The organism is Desertihabitans brevis, from assembly GCF_003327535.1.
Taxonomy (GTDB): domain Bacteria; phylum Actinomycetota; class Actinomycetes; order Propionibacteriales; family Propionibacteriaceae; genus Desertihabitans; species Desertihabitans brevis.
In genome coordinates, this window is sequence record NZ_QOUI01000004.1 from 296,725 (window position 1) to 323,367 (window position 26,643).

At 73.8% G+C, this 26,643-nt stretch carries 26 protein-coding genes; 9 read left to right on the top strand and 17 right to left on the bottom strand.

The annotated features are described in order from the left end of the window. Positions 1-17: 17 nt before the first annotated feature. Positions 18-782, bottom strand: coding sequence for a CDP-alcohol phosphatidyltransferase family protein (locus tag DT076_RS08735; RefSeq protein WP_114126255.1), 765 nt, complete (start codon positions 780-782; stop codon positions 18-20). Continuing rightward, positions 779-1,972, bottom strand: coding sequence for a glycosyltransferase family 4 protein (locus DT076_RS08740; RefSeq protein ID WP_114126256.1), 1,194 nt, complete (start codon positions 1,970-1,972; stop codon positions 779-781). Before DT076_RS08740 ends, DT076_RS08735 begins: the two co-directional genes overlap by 4 nt. 222 nt (positions 1,973-2,194) lie before the next feature. On the opposite strand from DT076_RS08740, the gene DT076_RS08745 reads away from it, so the two are divergent. Beyond that, positions 2,195-3,202 carry a right-handed parallel beta-helix repeat-containing protein gene (locus DT076_RS08745; RefSeq protein ID WP_147264109.1) on the top strand — a complete coding sequence of 336 codons (1,008 nt, stop codon included), beginning with the start codon at positions 2,195-2,197 and terminating at the stop codon, positions 3,200-3,202. A 118-nt stretch (positions 3,203-3,320) separates the two neighbouring features. Continuing rightward, the gene (locus tag DT076_RS08750) at positions 3,321-4,304 is read left to right on the top strand and encodes an acyltransferase family protein (protein ID WP_114126258.1); all 984 of its coding nucleotides are present in this window, start codon (positions 3,321-3,323) and stop codon (positions 4,302-4,304) included. Here the strand turns inward: DT076_RS08750 and DT076_RS08755 are convergent. From DT076_RS08755 to DT076_RS08790, 8 genes are all read right to left on the bottom strand, one after another. Continuing rightward, positions 4,267-5,592 carry a hypothetical protein gene (locus DT076_RS08755; protein ID WP_114126259.1) on the bottom strand — a complete coding sequence of 442 codons (1,326 nt, stop codon included), beginning with the start codon at positions 5,590-5,592 and terminating at the stop codon, positions 4,267-4,269. The two genes, DT076_RS08750 and DT076_RS08755, sit on opposite strands and share 38 nt — an antisense overlap. A gap of 91 nt (positions 5,593-5,683) precedes the next feature. Continuing rightward, on the bottom strand, positions 5,684-6,622 hold the full coding sequence (locus tag DT076_RS08760) for a glycosyltransferase family 2 protein (protein ID WP_114126260.1): 939 nt from the start codon (positions 6,620-6,622) through the stop codon (positions 5,684-5,686). Next, positions 6,619-8,589 carry a glycosyltransferase gene (locus DT076_RS19630; RefSeq protein WP_199539058.1) on the bottom strand — a complete coding sequence of 657 codons (1,971 nt, stop codon included), beginning with the start codon at positions 8,587-8,589 and terminating at the stop codon, positions 6,619-6,621. Before DT076_RS19630 ends, DT076_RS08760 begins: the two co-directional genes overlap by 4 nt. Before the next feature lie 109 nt (positions 8,590-8,698). Next, positions 8,699-9,217, bottom strand: a complete 519-nt coding sequence (locus DT076_RS08770) for a hypothetical protein (protein ID WP_114126261.1) — start codon at positions 9,215-9,217, stop codon at positions 8,699-8,701. Positions 9,218-9,446: 229 nt separating this feature from the next. Continuing rightward, complete coding sequence (locus DT076_RS08775; protein ID WP_114126262.1) at positions 9,447-10,958, bottom strand: sensor histidine kinase; 1,512 nt, start codon at positions 10,956-10,958, stop codon at positions 9,447-9,449. Positions 10,959-11,041: 83 nt separating this feature from the next. Further along, positions 11,042-11,773, bottom strand: coding sequence for a response regulator transcription factor (locus DT076_RS08780; protein ID WP_114126263.1), 732 nt, complete (start codon positions 11,771-11,773; stop codon positions 11,042-11,044). A gap of 65 nt (positions 11,774-11,838) precedes the next feature. Next, complete coding sequence (locus DT076_RS08785) at positions 11,839-12,303, bottom strand: DoxX family protein (protein WP_114126264.1); 465 nt, start codon at positions 12,301-12,303, stop codon at positions 11,839-11,841. Between the two features lie 88 nt (positions 12,304-12,391). Then, positions 12,392-13,678, bottom strand: coding sequence for an ABC transporter substrate-binding protein (locus tag DT076_RS08790; protein WP_114126265.1), 1,287 nt, complete (start codon positions 13,676-13,678; stop codon positions 12,392-12,394). Positions 13,679-13,895: 217 nt separating this feature from the next. On the opposite strand from DT076_RS08790, the gene DT076_RS08795 reads away from it, so the two are divergent. After that, on the top strand, positions 13,896-15,188 hold the full coding sequence (locus tag DT076_RS08795) for a sulfatase family protein (RefSeq protein ID WP_114126266.1): 1,293 nt from the start codon (positions 13,896-13,898) through the stop codon (positions 15,186-15,188). On the opposite strand, the gene DT076_RS08800 is transcribed toward DT076_RS08795, so the two are convergent. After that, positions 15,116-16,399 (bottom strand): ROK family transcriptional regulator, encoded by a 1,284-nt coding sequence (locus DT076_RS08800; RefSeq protein ID WP_114126267.1) that lies wholly within the window; start codon positions 16,397-16,399, stop codon positions 15,116-15,118. The two genes, DT076_RS08795 and DT076_RS08800, sit on opposite strands and share 73 nt — an antisense overlap. Positions 16,400-16,425: 26 nt before the next feature. On the opposite strand from DT076_RS08800, the gene DT076_RS08805 reads away from it, so the two are divergent. From DT076_RS08805 to DT076_RS08815, 3 genes are read left to right on the top strand one after another with little or no spacing between them, the layout of a single operon-like run. Beyond that, a complete protein-coding gene (locus DT076_RS08805; RefSeq protein WP_199539059.1) occupies positions 16,426-16,989 on the top strand; it encodes a GNAT family N-acetyltransferase in 564 nt (187 codons plus the stop codon). Between the two features lie 51 nt (positions 16,990-17,040). Further along, positions 17,041-17,472: a nitroreductase family deazaflavin-dependent oxidoreductase gene (locus tag DT076_RS08810; RefSeq protein WP_114126268.1), complete on the top strand. Its 432-nt coding sequence runs from the start codon at positions 17,041-17,043 to the stop codon at positions 17,470-17,472. Positions 17,473-17,474: 2 nt separating this feature from the next. Beyond that, positions 17,475-18,275: an SDR family NAD(P)-dependent oxidoreductase gene (locus DT076_RS08815; protein WP_114126269.1), complete on the top strand. Its 801-nt coding sequence runs from the start codon at positions 17,475-17,477 to the stop codon at positions 18,273-18,275. Positions 18,276-18,359: 84 nt separating this feature from the next. Here DT076_RS08815 and DT076_RS08820 read toward each other — a convergent pair whose 3' ends face one another. Both DT076_RS08820 and DT076_RS08825 read right to left on the bottom strand, forming a co-directional pair. Beyond that, positions 18,360-19,184: an ABC transporter permease gene (locus DT076_RS08820; protein ID WP_114126270.1), complete on the bottom strand. Its 825-nt coding sequence runs from the start codon at positions 19,182-19,184 to the stop codon at positions 18,360-18,362. Beyond that, positions 19,181-20,173 (bottom strand): ABC transporter ATP-binding protein, encoded by a 993-nt coding sequence (locus tag DT076_RS08825; protein WP_114126271.1) that lies wholly within the window; start codon positions 20,171-20,173, stop codon positions 19,181-19,183. Before DT076_RS08825 ends, DT076_RS08820 begins: the two co-directional genes overlap by 4 nt. A 126-nt stretch (positions 20,174-20,299) precedes the next feature. Between DT076_RS08825 and DT076_RS08830 the strand changes: the two genes are divergently transcribed. Next, positions 20,300-21,127: a TetR/AcrR family transcriptional regulator gene (locus tag DT076_RS08830; RefSeq protein WP_199539060.1), complete on the top strand. Its 828-nt coding sequence runs from the start codon at positions 20,300-20,302 to the stop codon at positions 21,125-21,127. Positions 21,128-21,141: 14 nt separating this feature from the next. Here the strand turns inward: DT076_RS08830 and DT076_RS08835 are convergent, their stop codons facing one another. After that, positions 21,142-22,083, bottom strand: coding sequence for a GlxA family transcriptional regulator (locus tag DT076_RS08835; RefSeq protein ID WP_199539061.1), 942 nt, complete (start codon positions 22,081-22,083; stop codon positions 21,142-21,144). Positions 22,084-22,218: 135 nt separating this feature from the next. Between DT076_RS08835 and DT076_RS08840 the strand changes: the two genes are divergently transcribed. After that, positions 22,219-22,806, top strand: coding sequence for a hypothetical protein (locus DT076_RS08840; RefSeq protein ID WP_114126273.1), 588 nt, complete (start codon positions 22,219-22,221; stop codon positions 22,804-22,806). A 28-nt stretch (positions 22,807-22,834) separates the two neighbouring features. Continuing rightward, entirely contained in the window at positions 22,835-23,908 is a 1,074-nt protein-coding gene (locus DT076_RS08845; RefSeq protein WP_114126274.1) for an ATP-dependent DNA ligase, read from the top strand. A 191-nt stretch (positions 23,909-24,099) separates the two neighbouring features. Here DT076_RS08845 and DT076_RS08850 read toward each other — a convergent pair whose 3' ends face one another. The 3 genes from DT076_RS08850 to DT076_RS20450 form a co-directional block, all read right to left on the bottom strand. Further along, entirely contained in the window at positions 24,100-25,467 is a 1,368-nt protein-coding gene (locus DT076_RS08850) for an alkaline phosphatase PhoX (protein ID WP_114126275.1), read from the bottom strand. Positions 25,468-25,613: 146 nt separating this feature from the next. Beyond that, positions 25,614-26,072, bottom strand: coding sequence for a hypothetical protein (locus DT076_RS08855; protein ID WP_114126276.1), 459 nt, complete (start codon positions 26,070-26,072; stop codon positions 25,614-25,616). 173 nt (positions 26,073-26,245) lie between these two features. Beyond that, entirely contained in the window at positions 26,246-26,632 is a 387-nt protein-coding gene (locus tag DT076_RS20450; RefSeq protein WP_407642713.1) for an LAETG motif-containing sortase-dependent surface protein, read from the bottom strand. Positions 26,633-26,643 lie beyond the last annotated feature (11 nt).

The window sequence follows — 26,643 nt, forward strand, 5'->3', positions numbered from 1 at the left end:
CGGACGGTCGCCGGGGATCAGCCGATCGCCTCCATCCGGCGGTACCAGCGCACCGCCTGCACCGCCAGCATGACCACCGCCGCCAGTGCCAGCAGGCCGTAGACCACCACGAAGGCCGGCCACCACGCGAGCAGCAGGAACGCGATGCAGAGCAGCCCGTAGTCGCCGGGCAGCGCGACCAGCGACCCCAGCACCGGCGCGTGCTGCTCGCCCTGTCGTCCGGGGTCGGCCTTGGTGCCGTACCGGCGCTGCAGCAGGTCGGTGAGGACCATGCCGAAGAACGCGACCGACGCCGCCACCGAGAACGCCAGCGGCACCAGCACGCTCCACAGCGGTAGGTGACCGGGCTCGACCAGGTGGCGGAACCACAGCGACAGCACCGCCAGGTGCAGCACCGCGATCTTGGTCGCGTCCACCACGTGGTCCAACCACTCACCGCTGGGACGTCCCCCGCCCCGCAGCCGCGCCAGCTGGCCGTCGGCGGAGTCGAGGGCGTAGCCGAGCGCCAGGAGGAGGGCCACCACCACCCCGGCCAGCACTCCTGGGGGGAGGACGGCCAGGCAGCCGATGCCGACGAAGGTGCAGACGGCGCTGACGGCGGTCACCTGGTGCGGGGTCATCCGCCACCGGTACGCGACCGCGGCCAGCAGGCGTCCGGTCGGCCGGTTCACCCAGCGGGAGTAGGCGGCCGCGTTGACGTTGCTCTTCTGCCCGTGCCGCAGGCGCGCCAGGGTCTCGCGCAGCGGTTCGGGCCCCCGGGCCAGGGGGTCGGTGGTGGTCATCGGCGTCCTTCCTCGGCCAGGGCCACGACCTCGCGCAGCTCGGTGGCGTAGCGGTCGGCGGAGAACCGCTCCCGGGCGGCCTCCGCATCGGCCAGGGCGAGCTCGCGCTCGTGCTCCCAGCCGTCGAGCACCGACTGCGCCGCGTCGGCGAGCGCGACAGGATCCGACGGCGGGACCCGCCGGACGGCTGTCGCCCCGGCGCTCGCCTCGCGCAGCCCGCTGATGTCGCTGGTGATCAGCGGCCGGGCCGCGAGGCGCGCCTCCACGGCGGTGTTGCCGAACGGTTCGTCGACCGTCGACGGGACCACGACCACATCGGCCTCGGCCACCAGCGGCCAGATCCGGGGGTGGAAGCCGTGGAAGGTGACCCGGTCCTCCAGGCCGGCCTCACGCACCCTGCCGGCGAGCTGGTCGGCGTACCACTCGTAGCCCGGGGCGGTCGAGCCCAGCAGGCCGAGGCAGACGTCGACACCGCGCTCGCGCAGCAGCCGGACCGCCTCCACCGCCACGTGCGGGCCCTTGCGGGCCGACAGTCGTCCGACGTAGAGCAGCCGGAACGGGCCCTCCACCCGCGGCCGGGGCGCGACCACCTGCTCCGGGCCCTCGACGGCGTTCAGCACGACCCGCGCCCGGCCGGCCGCGCCCGGTGCCGCACGGCGCAGGACGTCCAGGCTGAAACGGCTGTTGACGACGAGGTGGTCGGCCAGCGCCAGCGGCAGGTACAGCGCGCGGCGCACCAGGGCGGGGGCGCTCGCCTCGCCCTCGTGCACGTGGGCGACGGTCGGGACGCGGCGGCACCGGGCCAGCAGCAGCCAGAGCGGGGGCGTGATGGTGTTGACGAGCACCACCGTCGGTCGCAGCTGCCCGAGCAGGCGCCACCCCGGACCGATCGAGCGGAGCGTCAGCAGCAGCAGGGCCAGCAGCCCGCGCGGGCTCAGCGCCGCCTTGCTGATCACCGGGGTGGGGCAGACCAGGACGGTCACGCCGACCGCGAGCGCCTCCTCCACCAGCGGGCCGTGCCGGGGGACCACCAGCACCGGGTCGCCGCCGGCAGGGTCGTCGGCCAGCGCCCGCAACGACTCCAGCACCATGCGGTCCGAGCCGTACAGCTCCGCGCCGGGGTGGGCGACCAGCACCGTGCGCCGACGCTGCCCACGGCGGGCAGAGCGGTGGTCCGCTGCAGGTGGCATGGCGCTGCCTTCTTCGAGTCCGTCCTCCACGCAGGAGGTGCGCAGTCCCCCCGACCGGCGCAGCGCCGATCCTAGGGGCGGCGGTGCCGGATTGACCACGACCTGCTGGGGCCGGTGCACGGCCCGGGCCTGGCCGGTTGGCGTCCGGGGCCATCTCTCGGTATGGTCCAGGTCCGGGGGGCTGAGAATTAGCCAAGAATTGACAGGACTGACATGTCACCGATGCCCCCGACATCCCCCGAACTCCTCGACCGCGTGAGCGCGGACGCCGACGTCCCCACCGGTCGTCCGCCCCGCGCGCGCCGCCTGGCCGCCGCTGCCGCGCTCGCGGTCAGCACGCTCGTCCTCACCCCGGCCCTGGTGGCCGGTGGCCCCGCGGGCCAGGCAGCTGCGGTGCCCACCTCGGGCAGCTCCACGAAGACCTCCGCGCTGCTGCAGCCGACCAAGTCCTCGAAGGGCAAGCCGGGCCCGAGCAACACCGGCGTGCCGAAGGGCACCAAGCTGAAGGTGCACAAGGGCGACCTCACGATCACCAAGGACGGCACCGTCATCGACGGCCGCGACATCCGCGGCTACGTCTACGTGAAGGCCGACAACGTCGTGATCAAGCGCTCGGTCGTGCGCGGCGGCACCGTGAAGAACCAGGACCGGGCCCTCATCATGGCCTGGTGGGGCGCCAAGAACCTGAAGGTCACCGACAGCACCCTCAAGGCCAGCACACCCAGCCTGCGCCTGGACGGGCTGTCCGGGTCCGGGTTCACCGCAGACCGTCTGAACATCTCCGGCGTGGTCGACCCGGTCAAGGTGATCGGCGGCAACGTCACCGTGAAGCGGTCCTACCTGCACCACAGCACCTACTCCAGCAAGGACCCGAACCAGCGGGACGGCCGCACCCACGACGACAGCATCCAGATCACGGGCGGCAGCAAGATCAACATCGTCAACAACACCCTCGAGGACGCGCACAACGCCGCCATCATGATGTCCTCGGCCCGCTACAAGACCGGCGACATCACCATCTCGGGCAACTGGCTGGGCGGCGGCGCCTGCACCATCAACATCACCACCGCCGACAAGGGCGCGATCCGCGACCTGCAGATCCGCGACAACAGCTTCGGCCGGGGCGCGTACGGCAAGGTCTGCCCGATCCGCATCCCGCGCTCCAGCAAGGCCTCGATGCTGGGCAACCGCTTCTGGGACAAGTCGCTGATCAAGCCGCAGCGCTTCTGAAGGCGACCCTGACGGCGCTGTCCCCCGGACGGGGCGGTGGGCTAGAGTCGGGCCGGTAGTGGCTCGAGCCAGCTCGCCGGCGGGGGACGGCGCCGTCTGGAGCCACAGGGGGGCAACGATGGCTGGTCGCCGTTTCGCGTGGATGGACTCCCTGCGGGGAGTGGCCATCGTCTTCGTGCTCCTGTGGCACGCCCCCGCCGTCCCGGCGCTGCTGGGGGTGGTCATGCCGCGGTGGCTGGAGGCGGTCAACGACTCGTTGATCCCGTTCCGGATGCCGCTGCTGATGTTCTTGTCGGGTCTGCTCCTGGTGCGGTCGCTGGAGAAGCCGCTGCTGGAGTACTACCTGGGCAAGCTCACGCTGATCGCGTGGCCGTACCTGCTCTGGGCCGCGGTGCACAACGTCACCTACAACGCGGTCGCCCCGCTGTGGCACCCGAGGGCCTGGATCGCCACCGGCTACCTGTGGTTCCTCTTCTTCATCCTCTGCTTCTACCTCGTGGCCCCGCTGCTGCGCCGGGTGCCGCCCCTGGTCGTCGCGCCAGCCTGCTTCGCGCTGGCGCTGGTGGTCGACGACCGCATCCTGCACCGGATGCTGTACTTCGCCGGGTTCTTCTTCGCCGGTTACCTCGCGGCCCGCTACCAGCGCCAGTTCCACCGGGTGGTCGACTCGACCCCGACGGCCGTGGTCTGCGGGGTGGTCGCGCTCGGGTTCGCCGTGGTCTCCTCGAGGTACGACGTCCAGTACCAGGCCCAGTTCGCGCTGCTCAGCCTCGCCGGCGTGCTGTCCCTCATCCACGTGGCGCGTCGGATCGGTGACGCGGCGTGGACCCGACCGCTGCAGTACGTGGGCCGCAACTCGATCGTCTACTACACGACCCACTTCCCGCTGATGCACGTGGCCCTGCTCGCGCTGCTGGCCCTCGGCATCACCTCCTCGCTGGTCATCGCGCCGGTCATGCTCGTCTGCGCCGGGGCGTTGGGGACGCTGGCCGTCGTGCTGTCACGTCGCCCACCCGTGCGCTGGTTGTTCGTGGCACCGGTGGCACCGCCGCGGCGTCGCGCCGTCACCGCGCCCGTGAATCCAGCTGCCGGCGTGCCCTGACCGGGCCGTGGTGGGGGAGCGGCTTCTCCGGGTCGCGGTGCCGCGGGACGACGGCGTCCGGTGACGGGCCGGCGGTCACCTGCTGGGCCACCTGTGTCGCGACGGCGAGGCCGGCCAGGAACCAGAACCACATCGCGTACTGCGTGATCAGTGCGACCACCGCGAGCACAGGGATCTGGGCCACCACGCTGAGCGTGGCCGGTGTCGCCCGCCGAGCCAGCGTGAGCAGGACGGCCGCGGCCAGCAGCACGACCCCGAGCACGAGGGCGAAGGTGCCGTAGGTCAGGCCGGTGAAGATGAGCTGGCTGTCGATCGACTGGAAGCCCTGGAAGTACACCGTCCCGTCCGGCGCCACCTGCAGACCGGGGGACAGGCCGAGAGGGGCGAAGCTGGTGAGCAGGTCGGTCAGCTGCCCGCGGTAGGCCGCGCTCCCGGTGGCCTCGTCACCCGCCTCGGACAGGATCCCGGTGACGAACGGCGCGGCCACGGCGAGGCTGACGAGCGCCATCACCACCAGCGCCGTGCGCATGGCCCGGTCCACCAGCCGGGTGCCGAACAGCAGCACCACGGCGACGCCCACCCCGGCGCACACCATCGAGATGCGGCTGACCGAGACCAGGACGCCAGCGGCCAGCAGGGCGACCAGCGTCACCCGCAGCGCCAGCCGCACGCGCTGGGCGGTCGCCGCGAGCGGGATGATCGAGGCGAGGGTGGCCCCCAACGCGATCGAGTGGCCGAACGCCCACTCCGACCTGGCCACGCCTCCCCGCTCCTGGATGTTCGACCACTTGGCCTGCAGGCCGTTGCCCCAGCCGAGGTCGCCGTAGGGGTGCCAGTCGGCGACGAACTCGATGACGGCCAGACCACCGACCACCGCGAACACGACGGTCATCGCCGCCTGGATCCAGTCCGCACGGACGACCCCGGGGGCGAGCCGTCCGATGAGGTAGGCGACCAGCCAGAGTGCGAGCGCACCGAACACGGTGCTGCGGCTGCCGCCGCCCACCACCATCGGGGCCACGCAGGCGATGAAGAAGAAGGCGACGACGACGTCGACCGGGTAGATCCGCACCTGGACGACACTGGCCAGCGCGGCCACGACGACGATCCCGGTCAGGCTGGCGGGCTGGAAGTACGAGCCGACCGAGACACCCATCCAGAACGGCACGAAGCCGACCACGAGGAACCAGCCGACGAGTGCCGCAGCGGGCCAGCGGCGGGCTGCGAGGAACAGCGCGAGGGCGGCCACGCCGCCCGTGGAGAGCATCACCAGCTCCGTCACCGTCATGCCCAAGAGCACGTGCCCGCCCTCCTCCCGACGGTGGAAGGGTACCGACCGCGCGGCAGGGGCCTCCTCCAGCGCGTCACCGCACGCCGCGTCAGGCCGCCGGGCCGAGTCGGGCGCGGACGGCGCCGGGGTCCACCGGGCGCCGCCGGCGCAGGCCGACCATCCACAGCCCGCCGTCGACGACGCCGGCCAGCGCCGGCCCGAAGGCCGTCCGCAGCTTCTGCCAGCGGGTGTCGGAGGACCGGCTCAGCACGCGGCGGACGTCGGCCGGGGTCCGCACCACCCAGGCCCAGCGGTGTGCCGGCCCCAGGTGCTTGGCGGCGAAGACGAGCCGGTTGCGGCAGTTGTAGTAGTGGTAGAGCGCGGACTTGTGACCCGGCCCGCCCTGGGTGCCGCCGACGTCGTGCCGTGCCTCGACGTCGGGCAGGACCCGCAGCCGCCCACCCGTGTCCTGCACGCGGAAGGACAGGTCGACGTCCTCCCAGTACATGCCGTAGTCGTCGTCGAAGCCACCGGCGCGCTCCCACACCGCGCGGCTGAAGGCCAGGCAGGCCCCCGACAGCCAGGCCCGGTCGGCGCGGTCATCGGTCCACAGCCGCCCGCCGGCCAGGTCGACCGACCCCAGACCCGACCATGGACGTCCCTGTCCGGTGACGATGCGGGGCGCGACCAGCGCATCGGGCTCGGCGCGGGCCGCGGCCGCGAGCCGCGCGACGCCGTCCGCGGTGATGGCGAGGTCGGGGTTGACCAGCACGACGACGTCGCAGCCGGCCTCCCACGCCCGGTCGACGCCGGCGTTCACGCCCGTGCCGAAGCCCGGGTTGCCGTCGTTGAGGACCGTCGTCCAGCCCCGCTCCCTGGCGAGCCGGGTCACTGCGTGGCGCTCGGTCTCGTCGGAGTAGTTGTCCACCACGACCACCGTCGGCCCGTCGGTGCCCGGAGCAGGCAGGTTCTCGGCCAGCATGCCGCTCGACCGGTAGCTGACCACGACGAGCCCCGTGCCGCCGTCGACCGTGGTCCCGCCGGTCACGACCGGCGCTCCCGCCGACCTCGGACGGCCGTGCGGTACACGTCGCGGTGTGCCTCGCCGACGCGGGCCCAGCTCCGTCGGCTGAGATCGGGTCGGCCGTCGGGCAGCGGCTGCTCGACCGCGGCGAGGAGGTCCTCGGGGCCCAGGTCGGCCTCGAAGCGGCGTACCCAGCCCTCCCCGACCTCCGCGGCCAGGTCGCCGGAGATCTCGTTGTCGGGCACGAGCACCGGACGGTCGAGGGAGAGGGCGAGCAGCGCCGTCCCGGAGTTGTGGAAGTCCTCGTAGGGCAGCGCGAGCACCTGCGCCCCCGTGACGGCCGCGACCAGCTCGGCGTCGTCGACGAAGCGCAGCTCGAGGCTGATCCGCGGATCGCCGTCGGCGGCCTGCACGATCTCGCGCTCGAGCGCCTCGCTGTCGGGCCGGCCCAGGACGCGCAGGCTCAGGCCGGGCCGCTCAGCCGCCCGGAAGGCGGTGATCAGCCCCGTGACGTTCTTGTAGGACCGGACGAGGCCGGCGAAGACGACGGCGCCGGGCTGCGGGTCCTGGCGGGGGTGGTCGGCGAACCAGCTGACGTAGTCGCCGTGCGGGATCAGCACGCAGCTGCGCCCGATCAGGGCCGCGGTGTGCGGGTTGAGGGCGATCCGCACCGTGGTCAGCCGACGCAGGGCGGCGAGGGCGGCCCGGACGGAGGCGCCGTGCTGCTCGTGCGGCTGCACGTTGTGCACCGTCTGCACCACCACCGTGCCGCGGACCCGGAACGAGAGCAGCAGCAGCCAGAACAGGCCCTGGCGGACGGTCCGCCGCAACGGCGAGCCGCCGGTGAGCAGGGTCTCGGGCCAGTGGGCGTGGAAGACGTCCCATCGCTGCAGCAAGGCCGCCGACCAGCGGAAGGTGCCGACCTGCAGGCCCGGGGTCGCGCGGAGCGCCCGGAGCAGCATGGTGATGTAGGGATTGGTGGTCGGCCGCGGGTCGGGGAAGGAGCACAGCACGCGCAGCGGGGCCTGCGGCGACGCGTCGTCCTCCCCGGCACCCGCCTGCGCCGGACGGGAGTACTCGCTCACCCGGCGTCCGAGCACGGCGGCAGCCATCCCGATCCCGCGCTGGACGACGACCTCGCCCCGCGCGCGGCGGTGCGCCGAGCCGGTCAGCGTCCCGAGCCCACGCATGGCGGTCCCAGCCGACACCCGGGCGGCGCCGTGGGCGAGGGCCCGGATCGCGGCCCGCGCGCGGGCCGGCGCCGAGCCGGCCAGGTCGAGGGCGACCACCATCTGGGAGTTGCCCATCCGGCGCGCCCGGGAGAGCACCCAGGAGCGCGTCACCCGCTCGGGCGGCACGTGGTCGACGACGACCGCCTCGTCGCACCACACCAGCGAGGCGCCGGCTGCGGTGAACCGGCGGGTGAAGTGGGTGTCGCCGCCGCCGGTCAACCCGTAGCGGTCGGCGAAGCGCAGACCGAGCCGTTCGACGACCCGGCGGTCGAGGAGCAGGTTGTTGGTGGCCGCCACCGGCATCGGCGTGCCGGTCGTCCGCCGGGGTCGCTCGAAGAAGCGGCTCGCGGTGATCCAGGGGTCGGGCTGCCCGCCGAGGTCGGAGACGACCCGTCCGACGACGGCATCCGCCCGGTAGCGATCCCGGGCCGCGAGCAGGGCAGCCAACCAGCCGGGGCGCGGGGTCTCGTCGTCGTCGAGGAAGACGATGACGTCGGTGGCCGCGGACTCGGTGAGCGCGCGGTTGCGGGCTGCCGAGATCCCCGGGTGCGGCTCGTGGACGTAGCGGACCAGTGGGTCGGCGAGGGTCTGGACCGCGCTCTCGGCGGTGGGCTCGCGGTCGTTGTCGACCACGAGTACCTCGGCGCCGGAGAGCGCACCGGTCGCCACCTCGTCGCGCACCTGGGGACAGGTCGCCTCCAGGCACCGGACCAGCTCCTCGGGCCGGCGGTAGGTCGCGACGGCGACGGTCAGGTGCATGGCGGGATCATGTCATCGGCGTCGGCGCACCGGTAGTTCGCGAGACGCGGCGGTGCTGCACCGACGGACCGGGCGCCACCGCCCGAGCCCGCCGGTGCGCCGTCGCGGCTCAGACGATCCGCACGCCGAGGCTGGAGGGCACCACGACGACGTACTGCGGACCGTCGTTGGTGCCGGTCCCGCTGTAGGTGTACTCCTGCAGGACCGAGCGCACCGAGCCGTAGGTGCGCTGGCACGTGACGGACTCGCCGGGCGCCAGGGTCACGGTGCCGGCGACGCTGCTCGCGCTGCTGGCGGACTGGCTCACCGACTCGCTCACACCCACCGAGGCCGAGGCGCCAACCGCGGCCACCTGGGCCGAGACGCTCATCTCGGCCGAGGCGCTCTGCTCGACGCTACGGGTGATGGTCTGGCTGAAACCGCAGGTGAAGCTGCCGCTGATGCCGGAGTCGTTGGCCAGGACGGTCGACTCGACCACCTCGGTCTGGACGCTGGTGCTGAGCACCTTCACGCAGCGGCCGGACGAGCTGCCGCCTACGCACTCGTCGGCGGCCGCGGGCGGCGCGGTGAGCAGGCTGGCGCCGACCGCGGTCAGCACGGCGGCGGAGGCCGCAAGGGTCTTCTTCATGATCGACTTCTCCTTGGGGGTAGGTCGCGGCCAGACCGGCGCCTCGGCCCCCCGCGACCAGGGGAGGACGCCGGACGGCCGGGAAGTCGATCATGATCGCTCGAGGACGTCGTCCCTCCTGCCTACCGAGATCGGCCCACCACCGGCAACGCCGGGTCCGGCACCTGAGACGTCCGCTTCTCGATGATCGAGACGATGATCAGCGGACCGCCACTTCACCGATCGGGCTTCAGGAGCCCTCGGACGCTTCCTGCTCCGGCGCGCCGGCCAGCGGCAGCCGGACGGTGAAGGTGGTCGAGCCCGGCACGCTGTGCACGTGCACCCGGCCCCGGTGCGCCTCGACCACCGCGGCGACGATCGCCAGCCCCAGCCCGGTGCCCGACGGACGCTCCCCGGCCGCCCCGAGCCGGGCCCGGGCGGAGTCGGCCCGGGTGAAGCGCTCGAACACCCGCGGCAACGTCTCGGCGGGGATCCCCGGACCGTCGTCGGCCACGGTCACCACGGCCGTCCCACCCGTGTCTGACCCCTCGACCCGCACCGCGGTGGTGACCGTGGTGCCGGGCGGGGTGTGGGTGCGGGCGTTGGCCAGCAGGTTGACCAGCACCTGCTGCAGCTGGAACCGGTCGGCCCGCACTTCGACGGCCCGCTCGGCCAGCTCGAGGCGCCAGTGGTGGTCCTGCCCGGCCACCCGGGCGTCGCTCACGGCGTCCACCACCAGCGCGCTGACGTCCACCCGCTCCAGCTCGGGCGCCCGGCCGGTGTCCAGCCGCGCCAGCAGCAGCAGGTCCTCCACCAGCCGGTGCATCCGGCCGGCCTCGGACTCGATCCGCCCGACCGCGAAGCGGGCGTCCTCGGGCAGCTCCTCCCCACGCCGGCGGGTCAGCTCGGCGTAGCCGGAGATCGCGGCCAGCGGGTTGCGCAGCTCGTGCGAGGCGTCGGCGACGAAGCGGCGCAGCTTGGTCTCCGAGGCCTGCCGCGCGACCAGCGCCCCGCCGACGTGGGCCAGCATCCGGTTGAACGCCACCCCGACCCGGCCGACCTCGCTGCGCGGGTCGGCGTCGGCCTCGGGCACCCGGACGGCCAGCTCCACCTCACCGCTGCCCAGCGGCAGCGCCGAGACGCTCTGCGCGGTGCCGGCCAGCCGGTTGAGCGGTCGCAGCCCGCGCTCCACCACCAGCCGGACGCCGACCGCCCCGCCGAGCAGCGCGAGCAGGGTCAGCACCACCTCGCCGACCAGCAGCCGGTAGAGGATGGCGTCCACCCCGGCCAGCGGCAGCCCGACCACCACCAGGTTGCCGGCGTGGGCGAAGCCGAGCACCCGGTAGTGCCCGAGCCCGGGCAGCGTGACCGACCGCTTGCGCCCGTCGTCCGGGACGCCGATGAGGGCGCTGATCGCCTTCTCCGGCGGCAGCGTCGGACCCCCCTCGGTCTGCACGCCGGCCCGTCCGCGCTGACCGTCGAAGACGAGCACCACCGTCCCGATCTGCTGGCCCGGCAGGTCGACCCCCTTCGGGTAGAGCCCGGGCGTGCCGTCGGCGCTCTGACCGCGCGTGGTGCGCTCGCGGGTGGCGGCCAGCTCCTGGTCGATCTGGCCCACCACCAGCTGCCGGGTCAGCGCCGTCGCCAGGCTGGACAGCAGCACCGCGGTCACCGCGAGCACCGCCAGGGTGCGCAGCAGCAGCTCGCGCTGCAGGCTGCCCCGGCCACCGATCCACCGGTCGACGGGGCCGGGTGACGGCATGGGCGCCGGCGGGGGAGCAGGACGTCCGCCGGGCGCGGGCGCGGACGCCGGGGGCAGGCGGTCCGGCGGCGGTGCGGAGCTGCTCATCCGGCCGGGCGCAGCACGTAGCCCGCGCCGCGCATGGTGTGGATCATCGGCGCCCGCCCGGCGTCGATCTTCTTGCGCAGGTAGGAGATGTAGAGCTCGACCACGTTGGCCTGCCCGCCGAAGTCGTAGCTCCACACCCGGTCGAGGATCTGGGCCTTGCTGAGCACCCGGCGCGGGTTGCGCATCAGGTAGCGCAGCAGCTCGAACTCGGTCGCGGTGAGGGTGATCTCCTCCCCGCCCCGGGTCACCTCGTGGCTGTCCTCGTCCAGCACCAGGTCGCCCACCACCAGCGCCGAGGCGGCCCGGACCTGGCTCGCGCCGGAGCGTCGCAGCAGCCCCCGCAGCCGGGCGATCAGCTCCTCCAGCGAGAACGGCTTGGTGACGTAGTCGTCACCGCCGGCGGTGAGCCCGCCGATCCGGTCCGCCACCGCGTCCTTGGCGGTGAGGAAGATGACCGGCACCTCCGGCTGCTCGGCGCGGACCCGGCGCATCACCTCCAGCCCGTCGAAGTCGGGCAGCATCATGTCCAGCACCATGACGTCGGGGCGCACCTCCCGCGCGGCGGCGACGGCGGCCGTCCCGCTGGCGGCGGTGGTCACCTCCCAGCCCTCGTAGCGCATCGCCATCGACAGCAGCTCGGTCAGGCTGGGCTCGTCGTCCACCGCGAGCACGCGCACCGGGGTGCCGTCGGGACGGGTCAGGGGCGCGGGTCGCTGGTCGGTGGACATGGGTCGAGTCTGGCACCGGCGGCTGCCGGACGGCTGTGCGCCTCCTGTGCGGGCGCTGTGAGCGCTCAGCCCTGGCGGGTGTCGTCGTAGCGCAGCTCGTCGGACTCGTCCTCGGCCGGCGGGCGCCGGAACAAGGCGTCGATCGAGGCGCGTCCGGCCCCGAAACCGGCCAGCACCAGGGCGAGCGCCCCCATCACGGCCACGTACTCGAAGCCGCCGTCGGCGACCCACGGCCCGTTCGGGCCGGTCACCCACACCACGCTGAGCACCGCCTGCGCGGCGAAGACGAGGCCGAGCAGCGGCGTCAGCAGGCCGAAGACCAGCAGCGCGCCGCCGATCAGCTCCACCATGGTGACGCCCCAGGCGAAGACCTCCGGCGCGGGGACGCCGGCGGTGGCGAACTGCTGGGTCTGGCCCTCCACGCCGACGGTCTGCCAGCGGTACCAGCCGTGCAGCAGCGAGACACCGCCGAGCACCAGCCGGGCCACCAGCAGGACCAGGTCCTGCAGCACGCGGACGAACGCCTTCATCGAGCCCCCTCAGGAGGTGCTCCCGCCCGAGCCGGACGCCGGGGCCGGGGGTGCCCACCCTAGTGGTGGATCCCCGTCGCGGGGGGACTCACCCGGCCAGCGACGCCTCGATCTCGGCCACCAGCTGGGTGGCGGCGGCGGCCGGCGGCATCCGCCCGAACATCACCTCGTCGGCGTAACGGGACAGCACGTTCGGGAACTCGCCACCGCCGACCGGCTGCAGCGGCGGCGTCGGGCCGAGCTCGGGCTCGATGGCCTCCAGGTAGGCCACCGCCTTGAGGTCCGACGCGGTCAGCCGGTCGGCGACGTGGGCGAGGACGTCGGCGTTCGCCGGCAGCCCCCGCTCGGCCAGCAGCACCTCCCCGCAGGCCGTCGAGTTGGCCAGGAAGTCGATGAAGGTGAGCACCGCCGCGCTCTGGCGGGTCCGCGCCGAGGCGCTCCAGAACATGGAGGCGCGCAGCCACAGCCCACCCTCGGCGGCCCGTCCCGTCGTGGAGGGGTAGCGCAGCAGCCGCAGGTCCTCACCGGAGATGTCCTCGAGCTGGGTGACGAGGTTGGAGTAGTCCGCGGCGACCGCGTAGCCACCGTTGGCGAAGGCCTGCTCGTCGATCGACTTCGCGCCGTTCTCGTTCGCTGCCGCCGCCGGGGGGACGCAGCCCTCGTCCTGCAGCCGGAGGTTGTCGGCGAACCAGCTCTCCAGCAGCTCCACCGGGAATCCCACTGCCCGGTCGGTGTAGAGCGAGGCGCCGCGCTGACGGAGGTAGACGTGGAAGGCCGCGTCGTTGCCCGCCATCGACCCGAGCCCGTGCCTGGTCCCACCGGTGGCCTCGGTGATCGCGGCACTGGTGGCGCGGAGGTCGTCCCAGGTCCAGGTGGTGTCGTCGGGCAGCTCGACCCCGGCTTCCTCGAACACCCGCGGGTTCGTCATCATCGTCGGCGCGTTGACCCCCGCGTTCACCCCGTACAGCGCCCCCTCGCTCATCCCGGCTTCCTTCGTCCCCGGTGAGAAGCGTGTGGTGTCGAGCTCGCTGAGGTCGAGCAGCGCGCCGCGCTGGGCGTACTCGGCCAGGTACTTCTCGTTCATCTGGAAGACGTCGGGCATGTCGTTGGCCGCGGTCTGGGTGGCGAGCTTGTCGAAGTAGCCCTGGAACTGACCGAGCTCGGCCTTCACCCGGATGTCGGGATGCCGGGAGTGGAAGACCTCGACCGCCTGCTCGGTCAGCCGCTGGCGGGTGTCGTTGCCCCAGTAGGCGAAGCGGATCTCGGTCGGCCCTCCGCCCTGCCCGCCACCTGAGCAGGCGGTGAGGGCGCCGGCCGCCCCGGCGGCCCCCAGCAGGCTGAGGAAACCTCGTCGGGTCGGTGACAGCTGCGTCATCGCGTTCCTCTCTCTCCGGGCCCCGGTGGGCGCCGTCGCCCAGCCGTCGGCCGGCTGCTCAGAGGGAAGCACCGCGGGAGCGCCCGGTCGGGCGGCTTGTCGAAGTCGCCTGCCGCGGACGGGCGTTTGTCAACATCTCGACCACGGCCGTCCGGCGGTGCCAGTGTCGCTCGGAGCGCGGCGCCGGTCCCGGGCGTCGCCGGAGAGGACAGCGCCGATGCAGCCCGACCGCCCCAACTTCCTGCTCGTCCACTGCCACGACCTGGGCACCGAGCTCGGCGCCTACGGGCGTCCGGGTGTGCAGAGTCCGTCCCTGGATGCCCTCGCGGCCACGGCCTGGCGGTTCGACAACGCGTTCTGCACGGCGCCGCAGTGCAGCCCGTCCCGCGGCTCGCTGTTCACCGGCCGGTATCCGCACGCCAACGGTCTGATGGGCCTGGCCCACCTCGGCTGGGAGTACCACCCCGACGAGCGCACGCTGCCGGACCTGCTCCGGCCCGCCGGGTACCGCAGCGCGCTGGTCGGTCTGCAGCACGAGAGCGCCGACGCGACCACCCTCGGCTTCGACGAGGTGGACTCGCCCGAGCCGAAGCTGGGCGCCGACGAGGTGGCTGCCCGGGCGTCGGCCTGGCTGGCCGTCCCGCGCCGGGAGCCGTTCCTGCTCACCGTCGGTCTCACCGAGGCCCACCGGCCCTTCACCCACCCACCGCTGGAGGACGAGCCGGCCGCGGTGCCGGCGTACCTGCCCGACCACCCCGGCACGCGGGAGGACCTGGCCGCCTTCCACGGCTCGGTCAAGGTCGCCGATGCCGCGGTCGGCGCCGTCCTCGACGCCCTCGACCGCAGCCCGCACGCCGACAGCACCTGGGTGGTGTTCACCACCGACCACGGGCCGGCATTCCCGAGGGCGAAGGGCACGCTGTACGACCCGGGTCTCCGCGTCGCGCTGCTGGTCCGGCCGCCGCGCCGCTCCCGATCGGCCGGCGGGGTGGTGGAGCGGGCGGTGAGCCTGGTCGACTTCGTGCCCACCGTGCTGGAGCTGGCCGGGCTGGCGGTGCCGAGCCGGGTGCAGGGACGCAGCTTCGCGCCGCTGCTGCGGGGGGAGCCGATGGTGCCGGCGGAGGTGGTCTACGCCGAGAAGACCTCGCACCGCGGTTACGACCCGATGCGGTGCGTGCGTGCCCTCGGCTTCAAGTACATCCGCAGCTACGAGCCCCGTCCGCGCCTGGTGCTGCCGACCGACATCGAAGCCAGCCCGACCCGGCGTGGCATGGGCGAGGAGCACCTGCGTCCTCGCGACGCCGAGGAGCTGTACGACCTCGAGTCCGACCCTGACGAGCAGTGCAACCTCGCCTCCGACCCGGCGTACGCGATGATCAGGTCACGGCTCGGCGCCGCGCTGGAGCGATGGCAGCGGGCCACCGGGGACCCGCTGCTTCACGGCCCCATCGCCGAGCCGCCGCTCCCGGGCCGGACGACGGGTGCGCTGGTCCAGAACGGCCGGCCGTGACGGTCCAGGCGCAGGCTGCGGGTGCGGTCGGTGAGCACCAGGGCCGCCGCGCCCAGCGGTTCGGGGCGTCGCAGCCGGCTGAAGCGGACGTCGAGCGAGCGGCGCGTGGTCGGCAGCGCCCGACGGGCGATCTCGCTCCCGACCGCCTCGAGCACCACCGCGCCGAGCGGTCGGCCGAGGAAGCCGCCGACGACGATGATGGACGGGTTGAGCACGTTGACCAGGGTGGTCAGCGCGATCCCGACCTGGGTGCCGAGATTGGTCACCGCCCGGACCGCGGCGGGATCGCCCTGGGCGATGAGGCGGTGGATGGCGGCAGCGTCGAGGCGGCCGTGCGCAGGCTCCAGGGCCCGCTGCAGGCTGGCCAGGGAGGCCACCGTCTCCAGGCAGCCCTGGCTGCCGCACCGGCAGACCTCGCCGTCGGGGTCGACCACGACATGACCGAGCTCCCCGGCGAGCCCGTCCCGACCGCGGACCAGTCGGCCGCCGGAGCAGATGCCGCCACCGACGTTCGCATCCAGCCCGATCCAGATGAAGTCGTCCACCAACCGGCCGACGCCCCACAGCAGCTCCGCCACCACCGCCAGGTTCCCGTGGTTGTCGAGGAAGACCGGTAGCCCGAGCCGTTCCTGCAGCAGCTCGCGGACCGGGGCGTCCACCCACAGCCCCAGACAGCTGGACGGTGCCGGTCGACCGGTCTCGGGGTCGACCGGGGCCGGCACCGCCACCCCGATCCCGAGGCACTCGCCGTGCCGGGGCCCGGCTTCGGCGATCACCTCGCGGACCACCGCGGCGACCAGGTCGGTCGCCTCCTCGACGTCGGACGGGTCGCCCAGCGGCCGGCTGGCCGAGGCCACCATGGTGTGGGACAGGTCGGTGGCCAGGCAGCGCACGTCGTCGTGGGTGATGTTCACGCCGACGGCGAACCCGAGGCCCGGCCGCAGCCTGACCGGACGCCCGGGACGACCAGCGGACGGACCGTCCTGCTCGGGCGGTCGGGGTGCCTCGGTGACCAGACCCATCCGCGCCAGCTCGCCGACCAGCTGCCCGGCCCGGGTGCGGCTCACACCCAGGGCGCGGGCGATCTCGGCTCGGGAGGTCGCGCCCAGGGTGCGCAGGGTGTGCACGAGCTCGTCGGCCGAGCTGCCCGGGCGCAGCAGCCCCGACGGCTCCTCGGCGGTGGGTCGCGACAGCTGCGGGGGCCTGGCCACCGGATCAGTATCCTCTCCCGACGGGCGTGGGCACCGACGTCCCGGGGGAGGGTCTGATGGACGTGCTGCTGCGACCGTGGCGTCTGGAGGACGCGGCCGACCTGGTGGCGGCCCGGGCCAGTCACCCCGACCTGGACCGGCAGCTGCCGCCGCTCACCGACCAGGTGCTGGCCCGCAGCTGGATCCGGGACCGGCAGCGCGACGAGTTCGGCGTGTTCCTGGCGCTGGTCGTCGGCGGCCGCGCGGTCGGGCAGGTCGCGGTCAGCCACCTGGACCGCCGGCACGGCACGGCCTGGTTCTCCTACTGGCTGGCCGCCCCCTGGCGCGGCCGCGGGCTGATGGTCCCGGCCGCCGCGACCGTGGCCGACTGGGCCTTCGGGGCGCTCGGGCTGCACCGGCTGGAGCTGGCCCACCGTACCGACAACCCCGCCTCCGCCCGGGTCGCCGAGGCATGCGGGTTCGTCGCGGAGGGCCTGGAGCGGGAGAAGTTCCTCGACGACGGTCGCCGGCACGACGTCCGGACGATGGCGCGGCTGGTCAGCGACCCCGTCCCGGCGCACCCGGTGGTGCCGCTGGCGCCGCCGTTCTGAGGCGCTGACCCGCGGGCGGGACGGGCTCGGGGGCCGTGGCAGAGTGGCGGCATGAGCGCAGACGAGTACGAGCCCAGCCCCGAGGCGTGGGTCCGCGACCAGGTCGAGGCGATCGAGGCCGCCGGCGACACCAACGCGGCCCAGGTGATGGACCGCCCCGTGGTCCTGATGACCACCCGGGGTGCGAAGAGCGGCAAGATCCGCAAGGTCCCGGTGATGCGGGTCGAGCACGACGGCACCTTCCTGGCCGTCGCCTCCAAGGGCGGCGCCCCGGAGCACCCGCAGTGGTACCACAACCTCATCGCCCACCCCGAGCTGGAGCTGATGGTCGACACCGAGCGCTGGACGGTGCGTGCCCGGCGGATCGAGGGGGCTGAGCGGGCCGAGTGGTGGGAGCGCGCGGTGGCGGCCTACCCGCCCTACGCGGAGTACCAGACCAAGACCGACCGCGAGATCCCGCTGTTCGTCCTCGAGCGGGTCTGAGCGTGGCTCTTGCGCTGGACCTCTCCGGACGGACGGCGCTGGTCACCGGCTCGAGCCAGGGGATCGGGTTGGCGATCGCCACCGCCCTGGCCCGGGCCGGCGCCCGGGTCGCCGTCAACGGCCGCCGGGCCGGCGCGCTGGAGGAGGCCGCGGACGCGGTGACCTCGGCCGCCCCGGGCGCTGAGGTGCTGCAGGTGGTGGCCGACCTCTCCACCGGCGAGGGCGCGGAGGGCGCGCTCCGCCAGGTGCCGGAGGTGGACGTGCTGGTCAACAACCTCGGCGTGTTCGGCCCCGCCGACCCGTTCGCGATCGACGACGCCACCTGGGAGCGCTACTTCCAGGTCAACGTGATGTCGGCGGTCCGGATGCTGCGGGCGCACCTGCCGCGGATGGTCGAGCGGGGCTGGGGACGCGCGGTGACGATCGCCAGCGACTCCGCCGTGGTCGTCCCTGCCGAGATGATCCACTACGGCGTGACCAAGACCGCCCTGCTCGGGGTGACCCGCGGCTTCGCCAAGGCGGTCGCCGGAACCGGCGTCACGGTCAACACGGTGCTCGCCGGCCCGACCCACACGCCCGGCGTCGAGCAGTTCGTCGAGGACCTCGTCGGGGCCGATGGCAGCTGGGAGGAGCGCCAGCACCGGTTCGTGCTGGAGCACCGCCCGCAGTCGCTGGTGCAGCGGCTGCTCGAGCCCGACGAGATCGCCTCGGCCGTGGTCTACCTGTGCTCCGACCTGGCCTCGGCCACCACCGGCGGGGCGGTCCGCGCCGACGGCGGCTACGTCGACTCGATCCTGCCGTAGCTCCCGGGCCCCGACAGGCTCAGCCCGCTGAGGTGACGTCCGCGACCGAGCCGTCCCCCAGCGTCCTGAGCCCGTCGGAGGACCTCAGAAGATGGACCTCGTGACCGTCCGGACGCCGACGACCAGCCCGATCGCCGCAGTGACGAAGGCGGCGACGAAACCCCACAGCACCGACGGGTCGGCCAGGACGCCGGCGAACAGCGCCCGCTCGGCCTCCACCACGTAGGTGAGCGGGTTGAACTGCGAGGCCAGCCGCATCCAGCCCGGACCGGCCTCGAGCGGCAGCATCATCCCCGACAGGATGAGCAGCGGGAACAGCAGCGTCTGCTGCACCGCCCAGAACACCCACTCGTTCTTGCGGGCCGCGATGGCCAGCGAGTACGACAGCGCGCCGATCCCCACCCCGAACACCCCGAGCAGCAGCAGCCCCAGCAGGATCCCCAGCGGGTGGATGACGAACCCGAACGGCGCCGCCACCGCGCAGATGATCAAGCCCTGCACCACCAGCGGGGTGAGCTCCTTGAGCGCCCGGCCGATCATCAGCGCCGGCCGCGACAGCGGGGTGGCGAGGATCCGCTCGAAGGCGCCGGTCATGATCTCGTACTGCAGGTTGGAGCCGGTCATCGAGGTGCCGAACATGGTGATCATCACGACCACCCCGGGCAGGAACCACTGCAGCGGCGAGACCCCGCCGAGGTCCTGCCCGCCGGTGAAGCCCGACAGCAGCGGGCCGAACAGACCGAGGAAGATCAACGGCTGCAGCAGCGAGAAGATCAACGAGAACGGGTCGCGGACGATGGTCAGCGTCTCGCGCAGCCAGACGTTGCCGGTGTCGCTGAGGACGCTGCTGGTCCGCCGGTCCGGTGCCGCACCGCCCCGGGTGGGGAGGACGAGGTCGCTGGTGGTCATGCCGGCTGCCCTTCGGTCGTGGTGGTCAGGGCCGGCCCGCCCTCGCGCAGGCTGCGGCCGGTGAGGTTGAGGAAGACGTCGTCCAGGGTCGGGCGCCGCACCGAGGCCTCGGCGACGGTGACCCCGCGGTCGTGCAGGGCGAGGACGAGCCGGGGCAGCGTGCCGGTGCCGTGCGCCACGCGGTAGCGCAGCCCCACGGTGCCGGCGGCCGGCGTGCGCTCGAGCTGCTCGCCGGCACGAGCGAGGACCTGCACGGCGGCGTCGGCGTCCTCGGCCGGGACGCTGAGCCAGAGGTGGTCGCCGGCCTGCTCGGCCTTGAGCGCCTCCGCGGTGTCGTCGGCGATGATCCGGCCGTGGTCGATGACGACCACCCGCTCGGCCATCGTGTCGGCCTCCTCCAGGTAGTGGGTGGTGAGCACGATGGTCGTCCCGCGCTCGGCCCGCAGCCGCAGGATGTGCTCCCACAGGTTGGCCCGGTTCTGGGGGTCCATCCCGGTGGAGGGCTCGTCGAGGAACAGCAGCGGTGGCTCGTGGATCAGCCCGAGGGCGATGTCCAGGCGCCGCTTCTGCCCGCCGGAGAGGGTGCTGACCTTCCGGTTCTCCATCCCGGCCAGGTCGAGGCTGGCCATCAGCTGGCGTCCGCGCTCGACGGACTCGCTCTTGGACAGCCCGTAGAAGCGGCCCTGCATGACCAGCTCGTCGCCGACCCGGTAGCTGTGGCCGGCGCCGTCCTTCTGGCCGATGTAGCCGATCCGCCGGCGGACCCCGGCCGGGTCGGCGACGACGTCGGTGCCGGCCACCAGGGCGGTGCCGGAGGTCGGCGGCAGCAGGCTGGTGAGCATCCGCAGGGTGGTCGACTTTCCGGCGCCGTTGGGCCCGAGGAAGGCGACCAGCTCACCCTCGGCGACGTCGAGGTCGATGCCGCGCACGGCCTCGACGGTGTCCTTGCCCGACCGGAAGGTCCGGGTCAGGGCCTCGGTGTGGATCACGACCCACCTCGCTGGGTGGGGCGGCGGTCGTTGCGCTGGGTGGTCACGTGGCTCCTTCGTCCGGGTGCCGCACGGCTATCTCGTACGGCGTACCGAGATTCTATCCATACGGTGTACGGTGAAGCAATGGCGACCAGTGAGGCGAGCTCCGGGGGGCAGCGGGAGGGCGGGCCTGCCGCCGCGGAGGACGCCGGCGACGCGGCCTCCTGGGGGACGCCCGAGGGCCGGCACATGATCGCGCTGCTCTGGAGCCCGCCCGCCCCGGCCGGTCGCGGGCCGCGGCAGCGGCTCAGCCTCGACCAGGTGGTCGAGGCCGCCATGGCGCTGGCCGGCCGGGACGGCATCGAGGGGCTGTCGATGCGCAAGGTCGCCGCCGCGCTCGGCGTCGGCGCGATGAGCCTCTACACCTACGTGCCGGGCCGCGACGAGCTGTTCGAGCTGATGATCGACCGCGCCTGGGCCGACCGGGGCCGCGCCGACCCGACGCTGCCGTGGCGGGCCCAGGTCGAGCAGATCGCCGACCAGGCCTGGCAGATGTACCAGCAGCACGGCTGGCTGGTCAGCTCCAACCCTGCCCGGCTGCCGCTGGGGCCGCACGTGCTGGACGCCCAGGAGGACCTCTACCGCGCGATCGCGCTGACCGGGCTGCCCGAGCCGGACGTGGTGCGGATCGCCGGTGCGGTGGAGGGACACGTGTTCGGCGCGGCCCGCGCGGTGGTCGTCGACGCGCGGCAGGCCGCGGCCACCGGCGTCTCCTCCGACGGCTACTGGGAGTCCCGCGCCAGCTTCTGGGGCACCTACTACAGCGCCGAGCGGTTCCCGACGATGACGAGGATCTGGGAGGCCGGCGGCTTCGACCTGGAGCCCGACCCCGGCGCGGACATGCGGTTCGGGCTGGCGATGCTGCTCGACGGCGTCGAGCTCGCGGTGCGGCGGCGGGCCGCGGCGACCTGAGGCCGGCCGCCCGCTCAGGCGGGCAGCCGGAAGCGGTGCCGGTAGGCCGAGGGCGGGATGCCGAGCACCCGCAGGAACGCCCGTCGCATGGTCTCGGCCGAGCCGAACCCGCACCGCCGGGCCACCGCCGGCAGCGCCTCGTCCGCGCCGTCGAGCCGCTGCTGGGCCGTCTCCACCCGGATCTGCTCGACGAACCGCGCCGGCGTCACCCCGAGCTCCTGGCGGAACAGCCGGCCGAGGTGGCGCTCGCTGACCGCCAGCGCCCGGGCCAGCGATGCCGCGCGGTGGTCGGCGGCCGGGTCGTCGCGGACCAGCGCGGAGGCCTGCCGCAGCAGCGGGTGCCGGGGCGCGTCGTCGGCCGGAGGGCGGAACTGCACCTGGCCGCCCGGGCGCTGCAGGAACACCACCAGCTGGCGGGCGACCGCGCGCGCCCGCTCCTCCCCGAGGTCCTCACCGACCAGCGCCAGCGCCAGGTCGATCCCCGCGCTGGCTCCGGCGGAGGTGACCACCGGGCCGTCCCGCACGTACATCGCATCCGACACCACCGTGGTCTGCGGGAAGTGCTCGGCCAGCGCCGCGCAGGCCTCCCAGTGGGTGGTGGCCCGGCGTCCGTCGAGCAGGCCGGCCCGGGCCAGCAGCAGTGCCCCGCTGCAGACCGAGACCACCCGGCGGGCCGACGGGGCGAGCCGCCGCACCCCGGCCACCAGCGCGCTCCGGTCGGTGGCGAACCCGGCGGCCGGATAGCCCGGGACCATCAGCGTGTCGAGCTCGCCGGCGACGTCGGCCAGCGCCCGCTCGACCGGCAGCGGCAACCCGACGTCGGTGCGCACCGGGGACCCGGTGACCGACGCCAGCCGCAGCCGGTAGCCCCCGGCCTCGTGCAGCACCTGCAGCGGGCCGGCGACGTCGAGCAGCAGGACGCCGTCGTCGACGGCGACCACGACCGTGCGGGACACCCGGCTCAGTCTGGCCGCCTCCCCGGGGCCCGGCAAGGCTCGCGGCGCACCGGGGCGGACGCGCATCCCACCGATCCGGACACGATGCCGTCCGCGGCTCGATATACCCCCGGGGGGCATGCTGGTCTTGGCCTCATGGACACCACCACCCGAGCCGAGAGCTCTCCGAGGACGTCCGTCGGCGCCGTGCTGCTGGCCCGCTGGCCCACCCTGGTCGGCCTGCTCGCCCTGGCCGGCAGCTCAGCGGACGGACCCGACGCGCACATCACCGCGATGGTCATCATCCTGGCCGCCACCTGCTACCTCGGCGCCGCCGCCCTGGGCTCGCGGCGCAGCGGCTGGGTGCTGGCGGTCGCCGCCTCGGTGCTGGTGGCGGTCGGCGTCACCACCGACCTGGACGCCACCGCCGCGCTGCTGGTCGGCGCCGCCCTGCTGGCCCTGGTCGGGCTGCTGCGCTGGCGGCGGGTCGACCGGCGCGAGCTGGGGCTGCAGGCGGCCGGGTTCGTCGTCTTCACCGCCATCGCCCTGACCGCGATGATGGTCGGTCCGCTGCTGGCGGCCCACCTGGCGGCGCTGGCCGCGCTCGGGCACGGGGCCTGGGACGTCGTGCACCACCGCCGGGACCGGGTGGTCACCCGGTCGCTGGCCGAGTTCTGCGCCGTCCTCGACATCGGTCTCGGGGTCGTGCTGCTGGTCGCGACCTGGGTGGCGGTGCTGTCCTGACGCCCGGCGGACGGGCAGGATGACGACCATGCAGCTGCCCGTGGTGCCGCCGGTCAAGCCGATGCTGGCCAAGTCCCTACCGGAGATCCCGACCGGGGAGATGAGCTACGAGCCGAAGTGGGACGGGTTCCGCTCGATCGTCTTCCGCGACGGCGAGGAGGTGGAGATCGGCTCACGCAACGAGCGGCCGATGACCCGCTACTTCCCCGAGCTGGTCGACGCGATCACCCGCGAGCTGCCCGAGCGGGTGGTCCTCGACGGCGAGATCGTGGTCGCGGTGGGGGACCGGCTGGAGTTCGAGGTGCTGCAGCAGCGCGTCCACCCCGCGGTCAGCCGGATCACGCGGCTGAGCCAGGAGACCCCGGCGAAGTTCATCGCCTTCGACCTGCTCGCCCTCGGCGACGACGACCTCACCGGGGAGCCGTTCGAGCGACGCCGCGCGCTGCTGGAGGAGGCGCTGGCCGATGTCCAGGCGCCGATCCACGTCACCTCGGCCACCCGCGACCCCGAGCTGGCCCGGCGCTGGTTCTCCGAGTTCGAGGGGGCGGGGCTGGACGGCATCATCGCCAAGCCGCTGGCCGGCACCTACCAGCCCGACAAGCGGACGATGTTCAAGATCAAGCACCAGCGCACCGCCGACTGCGTGGTCGCCGGGTACCGCACCCACAAGAGCGGCCCGGATGCCATCGGCTCGCTGCTGCTCGGGCTCTACACCGAGGAGGGCGAGCTGGCCAGCGTCGGCGTCATCGGCTCGTTCCCCGCGGCCCGCCGCAAGGAGCTGTTCACCGAGCTGCAGCCCCTGGTCACGACCTTCGACGACCACCCGTGGGCCTGGGCCGAGGCCGAGCAGCAGACCCGCACCCCGACCAGCGGGGCCGGCAGCCGCTGGAACGCCGGCAAGGACCTCTCCTTCACCCCGCTGCGGCCCGAGCTGGTGGTGGAGGTGCGCTACGAGCACATGGAGGGCGCCCGGTTCCGCCACACCGCCCAGTTCAACCGCTGGCGCCCCGACCGCGACCCCCGCTCCTGCACCTACGCCCAGCTCGAGGAGGTCGTCCGCTACGACCTGGCCGACATCCTCGCCCCGCCCTCGGCCTCCTGACCCGGGACCGCGGGCGCGTCCCTGGACTCGTGTATGTCATCACGGCCACGACCGGCGTGGCGCGGCGTGTCGCCGCCCGCCCGGGCGTCCGCGGACACGATCTCAGGGTCCGCACCCGCCAACCCCTCGCATGCGCGGCACGGGCGCCCGCCCGACCGGCGACGCCGTGCCGCGCACGCGGAGGAGGAGGATCAGAGCGGGCCGCGGCGGAACGGGCCGGTGATCGCGAAGGTGATGCCGGGGCTCTGCAGGTTGGCGAACAGCCAGTTGCCGTGCCGCGGCTCGAACACCGAGCCGGCCCACTCCGAGCCGGTGTAGTCGCCCGGGGCCACGCTCTTGCCCTGGATGCCACCGGCCGGGATGACGACGTTGTTCTTGGCGAAGGGGAAGATCTCGCCGTCGGTGGTCAGCCCGTGCAGGAACTCCTCGCCGTCGCCGTCCTCGCACAGCACGATGCCGCCGCGCGGGGAGACGCAGATGTTGTCGGGGTTGTTGAGCACGCTGGCCTCGGGGGAGGCGTAGAGGACCCGCATGTACTCCGAGCGCGGGTCGTACTCGAACACCTGGCCCTGCCCGACGGGGCCGCCGTTGGTGGAGACGATGTAGGCCCGGTCGTTGCCCCACCACGCACCCTCGAGCCGGCGGAACACCGCACCGCCCTTGAGCTGGCCCTGGATCACCGGACGCACCTCGCCGGGGGCGTAGTCGGGGTTGTCGATGTCGACCCAGTCGGTGCGGTACTCGGTGCCGGTGGGATCGGTGTAGGTGGAGTAGGAGACGCCGCCGTTCTCGATCACCATCATCTGCAGCCGGCCGCCGTCCTCCAGCTTCCCCGGGGTGTTCGGGATGAAGCGGTACAGACCCGACGGGGTGGCGTCCTCGGTGAGGTAGATGTAGCCGGTGCCCGGGTCGACGCAGACCGCCTCGTGGCTGAACCGGCCCATGTCCTTGAGCGGGACGCCGTTGCCGACGCCGTCGTGGGGCACCTCGAAGACGTAGCCGTGCCGGGTGCCGTCCGGACCGACCTCGCTGGTCTCCTCGCAGGTCAGCCAGGAGCCCCAGGGGGTCTCCCCGCCGGCGCAGTTGCGGATGGTGCCGCCCAGGCTCGGCCGGGTCTCCAGAAACTCCCCGGCGTTCGGGTCGAAGGTCATCGTCGTGGTGCCACCGGCCGCGGCCGGGTCGTAGGCGGGGTTGGTGAAGGCGCCGGCGTAGCCGCTGCGCTCGTGGTTGCGGACGAGGTTGAGGCGCTGGCCGTCACGGAAGGCGGCCATCCCGTCGTGCGACCCCGGGGTCGGGTTGCCGTTGGCCATCTCGTCGCCGGTCCAGCCGTAGCTGATGTAGCGGAACCCGCGCGGCAGCGCCAGCAGCGGCAGGCCGGTGGTCTCGTCCTTGACGGGCCGCAGCTCGCCGTAGACGTCGCTGGCGGAGGTCTTGCGCATCGGGGCGGCGCCGGCGCTGCGGGCGCCGAGGGCCTCGAGCGGGCCGAGCGCGGCCAGGGCGGCGAGGCCGCCGCCCAGCAGCACGTTGCGGCGGCTGGTCGTGGTGGGGGAGTCGGTCATGGTGCCCTCTCGGATCGGTGTGGGGCCGGTCGTCACCGGCGACAACCCGAGTCGATCCCACGGGCCCGAGGTGGCCTCGGCGTGCACACGAGGTGACGCGGCGGCGGGACCCTCGTGCACAGCTGGTGCCTTTGGTGAGGCTGTCCTCAGCGCCCAACTCGGCGTCGCGGTCGCTGACGTGGACCGGGACACTTCCCGAGGCGTGCGACCAGGCGACCTGGGGCGCCGAACATGTGCGGGTGGCTGGACGCGATCGCCGCCACCCCGCCGAGCTCGCGGATCCAGTCCACCAGCTCGGCGTCGAGGGAGCCCACCGGGTGCGAGAGCAGGTTGGCCGGGGGCACGGCATCACGGTCGACCCGGGACGGGGATCGGCCAGCGCAGCCTGCTCGTGCAGGGCGAGGACGGCTCCACTCCTCGACCGTCACCCGGCGGTCACCGGCCGCCGGCTCGTCCAGCCAGGCCCAGCGCTGACCGCTCGGGCGGGCGTACTGCCGGTCGTCCAGGCAGATCGGGCAGTGCTCGAGCGGGACGGGACCGAGAGCGTGCTCGGCCCCGCAGGTGAGGCAGAACCAGGGCGGGGCCGTCTGGGTGGAGGTCGCCATGGCACCCGGGGCGCGACCTCGACCGTGCTGGAGGCCAACCCGTGGTCAGGGCGTGCCCGGGCTGAGCAGAGCCACCTTGCGCGGCCCCGGTGCCCCCGACGGGGCATGACCGGGGCCGCGGCGGCCGAGCCCCACGGGTCGTCAGCGCGTCAGCGCGTCAGCGTGTCCGGGCGTCAGCGTGTCCGGGCGCCACCGCGACGCCGGCTGTACCAGAGGGTCGCTGCCCCCAGTGCGAGCAGGACGGCGGCGGCACCGGCCACCAGGGTTGCCGAGCCCGAACCGGTGTCGGGGAGACGGCCACCCTCGGCGCTCACGCCGGAGCCGTCCGGGCGGGACGGTCCGCCGTCCCTGCCGGGGGCCGAGGGACCGTCGGCGTCCGAGCCGGCGTCCCCGGTCGAGCTGTCTCCAGGAACCGTGGGGCCGGGGGTGAGGGACGCCGAGGGGGTCTCGGTGGGGCTCGGGCTGTTGGTGGGGCTCGGGCTGTTGGTGGGGCTCGGGCTGTTGGTGGGGCTCGGGCTGTTGGTCGGTGCCGGGGTGGCCAGCGGGTTCACCCTCGCCATGGGCGAGGCGT

Coding starts and splice junctions, on each gene's coding strand:
- DT076_RS08735 (WP_114126255.1), bottom strand. CDS start 782: ATGACCACCACCGACCCCCTGGCCCGGGGGCCCGAACCGCTGCGCGAG.
- DT076_RS08740 (WP_114126256.1), bottom strand. CDS start 1,972: ATGCCACCTGCAGCGGACCACCGCTCTGCCCGCCGTGGGCAGCGTCGG.
- DT076_RS08745 (WP_147264109.1), top strand. CDS start 2,195: ATGCCCCCGACATCCCCCGAACTCCTCGACCGCGTGAGCGCGGACGCC.
- DT076_RS08750 (WP_114126258.1), top strand. CDS start 3,321: ATGGCTGGTCGCCGTTTCGCGTGGATGGACTCCCTGCGGGGAGTGGCC.
- DT076_RS08755 (WP_114126259.1), bottom strand. CDS start 5,592: ATGACGGTGACGGAGCTGGTGATGCTCTCCACGGGCGGCGTGGCCGCC.
- DT076_RS19630 (WP_199539058.1), bottom strand. CDS start 8,589: ATGCACCTGACCGTCGCCGTCGCGACCTACCGCCGGCCCGAGGAGCTG.
- DT076_RS08770 (WP_114126261.1), bottom strand. CDS start 9,217: ATGAAGAAGACCCTTGCGGCCTCCGCCGCCGTGCTGACCGCGGTCGGC.
- DT076_RS08775 (WP_114126262.1), bottom strand. CDS start 10,958: ATGCCGTCACCCGGCCCCGTCGACCGGTGGATCGGTGGCCGGGGCAGC.
- DT076_RS08780 (WP_114126263.1), bottom strand. CDS start 11,773: ATGTCCACCGACCAGCGACCCGCGCCCCTGACCCGTCCCGACGGCACC.
- DT076_RS08785 (WP_114126264.1), bottom strand. CDS start 12,303: ATGAAGGCGTTCGTCCGCGTGCTGCAGGACCTGGTCCTGCTGGTGGCC.
- DT076_RS08790 (WP_114126265.1), bottom strand. CDS start 13,678: ATGACGCAGCTGTCACCGACCCGACGAGGTTTCCTCAGCCTGCTGGGG.
- DT076_RS08795 (WP_114126266.1), top strand. CDS start 13,896: ATGCAGCCCGACCGCCCCAACTTCCTGCTCGTCCACTGCCACGACCTG.
- DT076_RS08810 (WP_114126268.1), top strand. CDS start 17,041: ATGAGCGCAGACGAGTACGAGCCCAGCCCCGAGGCGTGGGTCCGCGAC.
- DT076_RS08820 (WP_114126270.1), bottom strand. CDS start 19,184: ATGACCACCAGCGACCTCGTCCTCCCCACCCGGGGCGGTGCGGCACCG.
- DT076_RS08830 (WP_199539060.1), top strand. CDS start 20,300: ATGGCGACCAGTGAGGCGAGCTCCGGGGGGCAGCGGGAGGGCGGGCCT.
- DT076_RS08840 (WP_114126273.1), top strand. CDS start 22,219: ATGGACACCACCACCCGAGCCGAGAGCTCTCCGAGGACGTCCGTCGGC.
- DT076_RS08845 (WP_114126274.1), top strand. CDS start 22,835: ATGCAGCTGCCCGTGGTGCCGCCGGTCAAGCCGATGCTGGCCAAGTCC.
- DT076_RS08850 (WP_114126275.1), bottom strand. CDS start 25,467: ATGACCGACTCCCCCACCACGACCAGCCGCCGCAACGTGCTGCTGGGC.
- DT076_RS08855 (WP_114126276.1), bottom strand. CDS start 26,072: ATGGCGACCTCCACCCAGACGGCCCCGCCCTGGTTCTGCCTCACCTGC.
- DT076_RS20450 (WP_407642713.1), bottom strand. CDS start 26,632: ATGGCGAGGGTGAACCCGCTGGCCACCCCGGCACCGACCAACAGCCCG.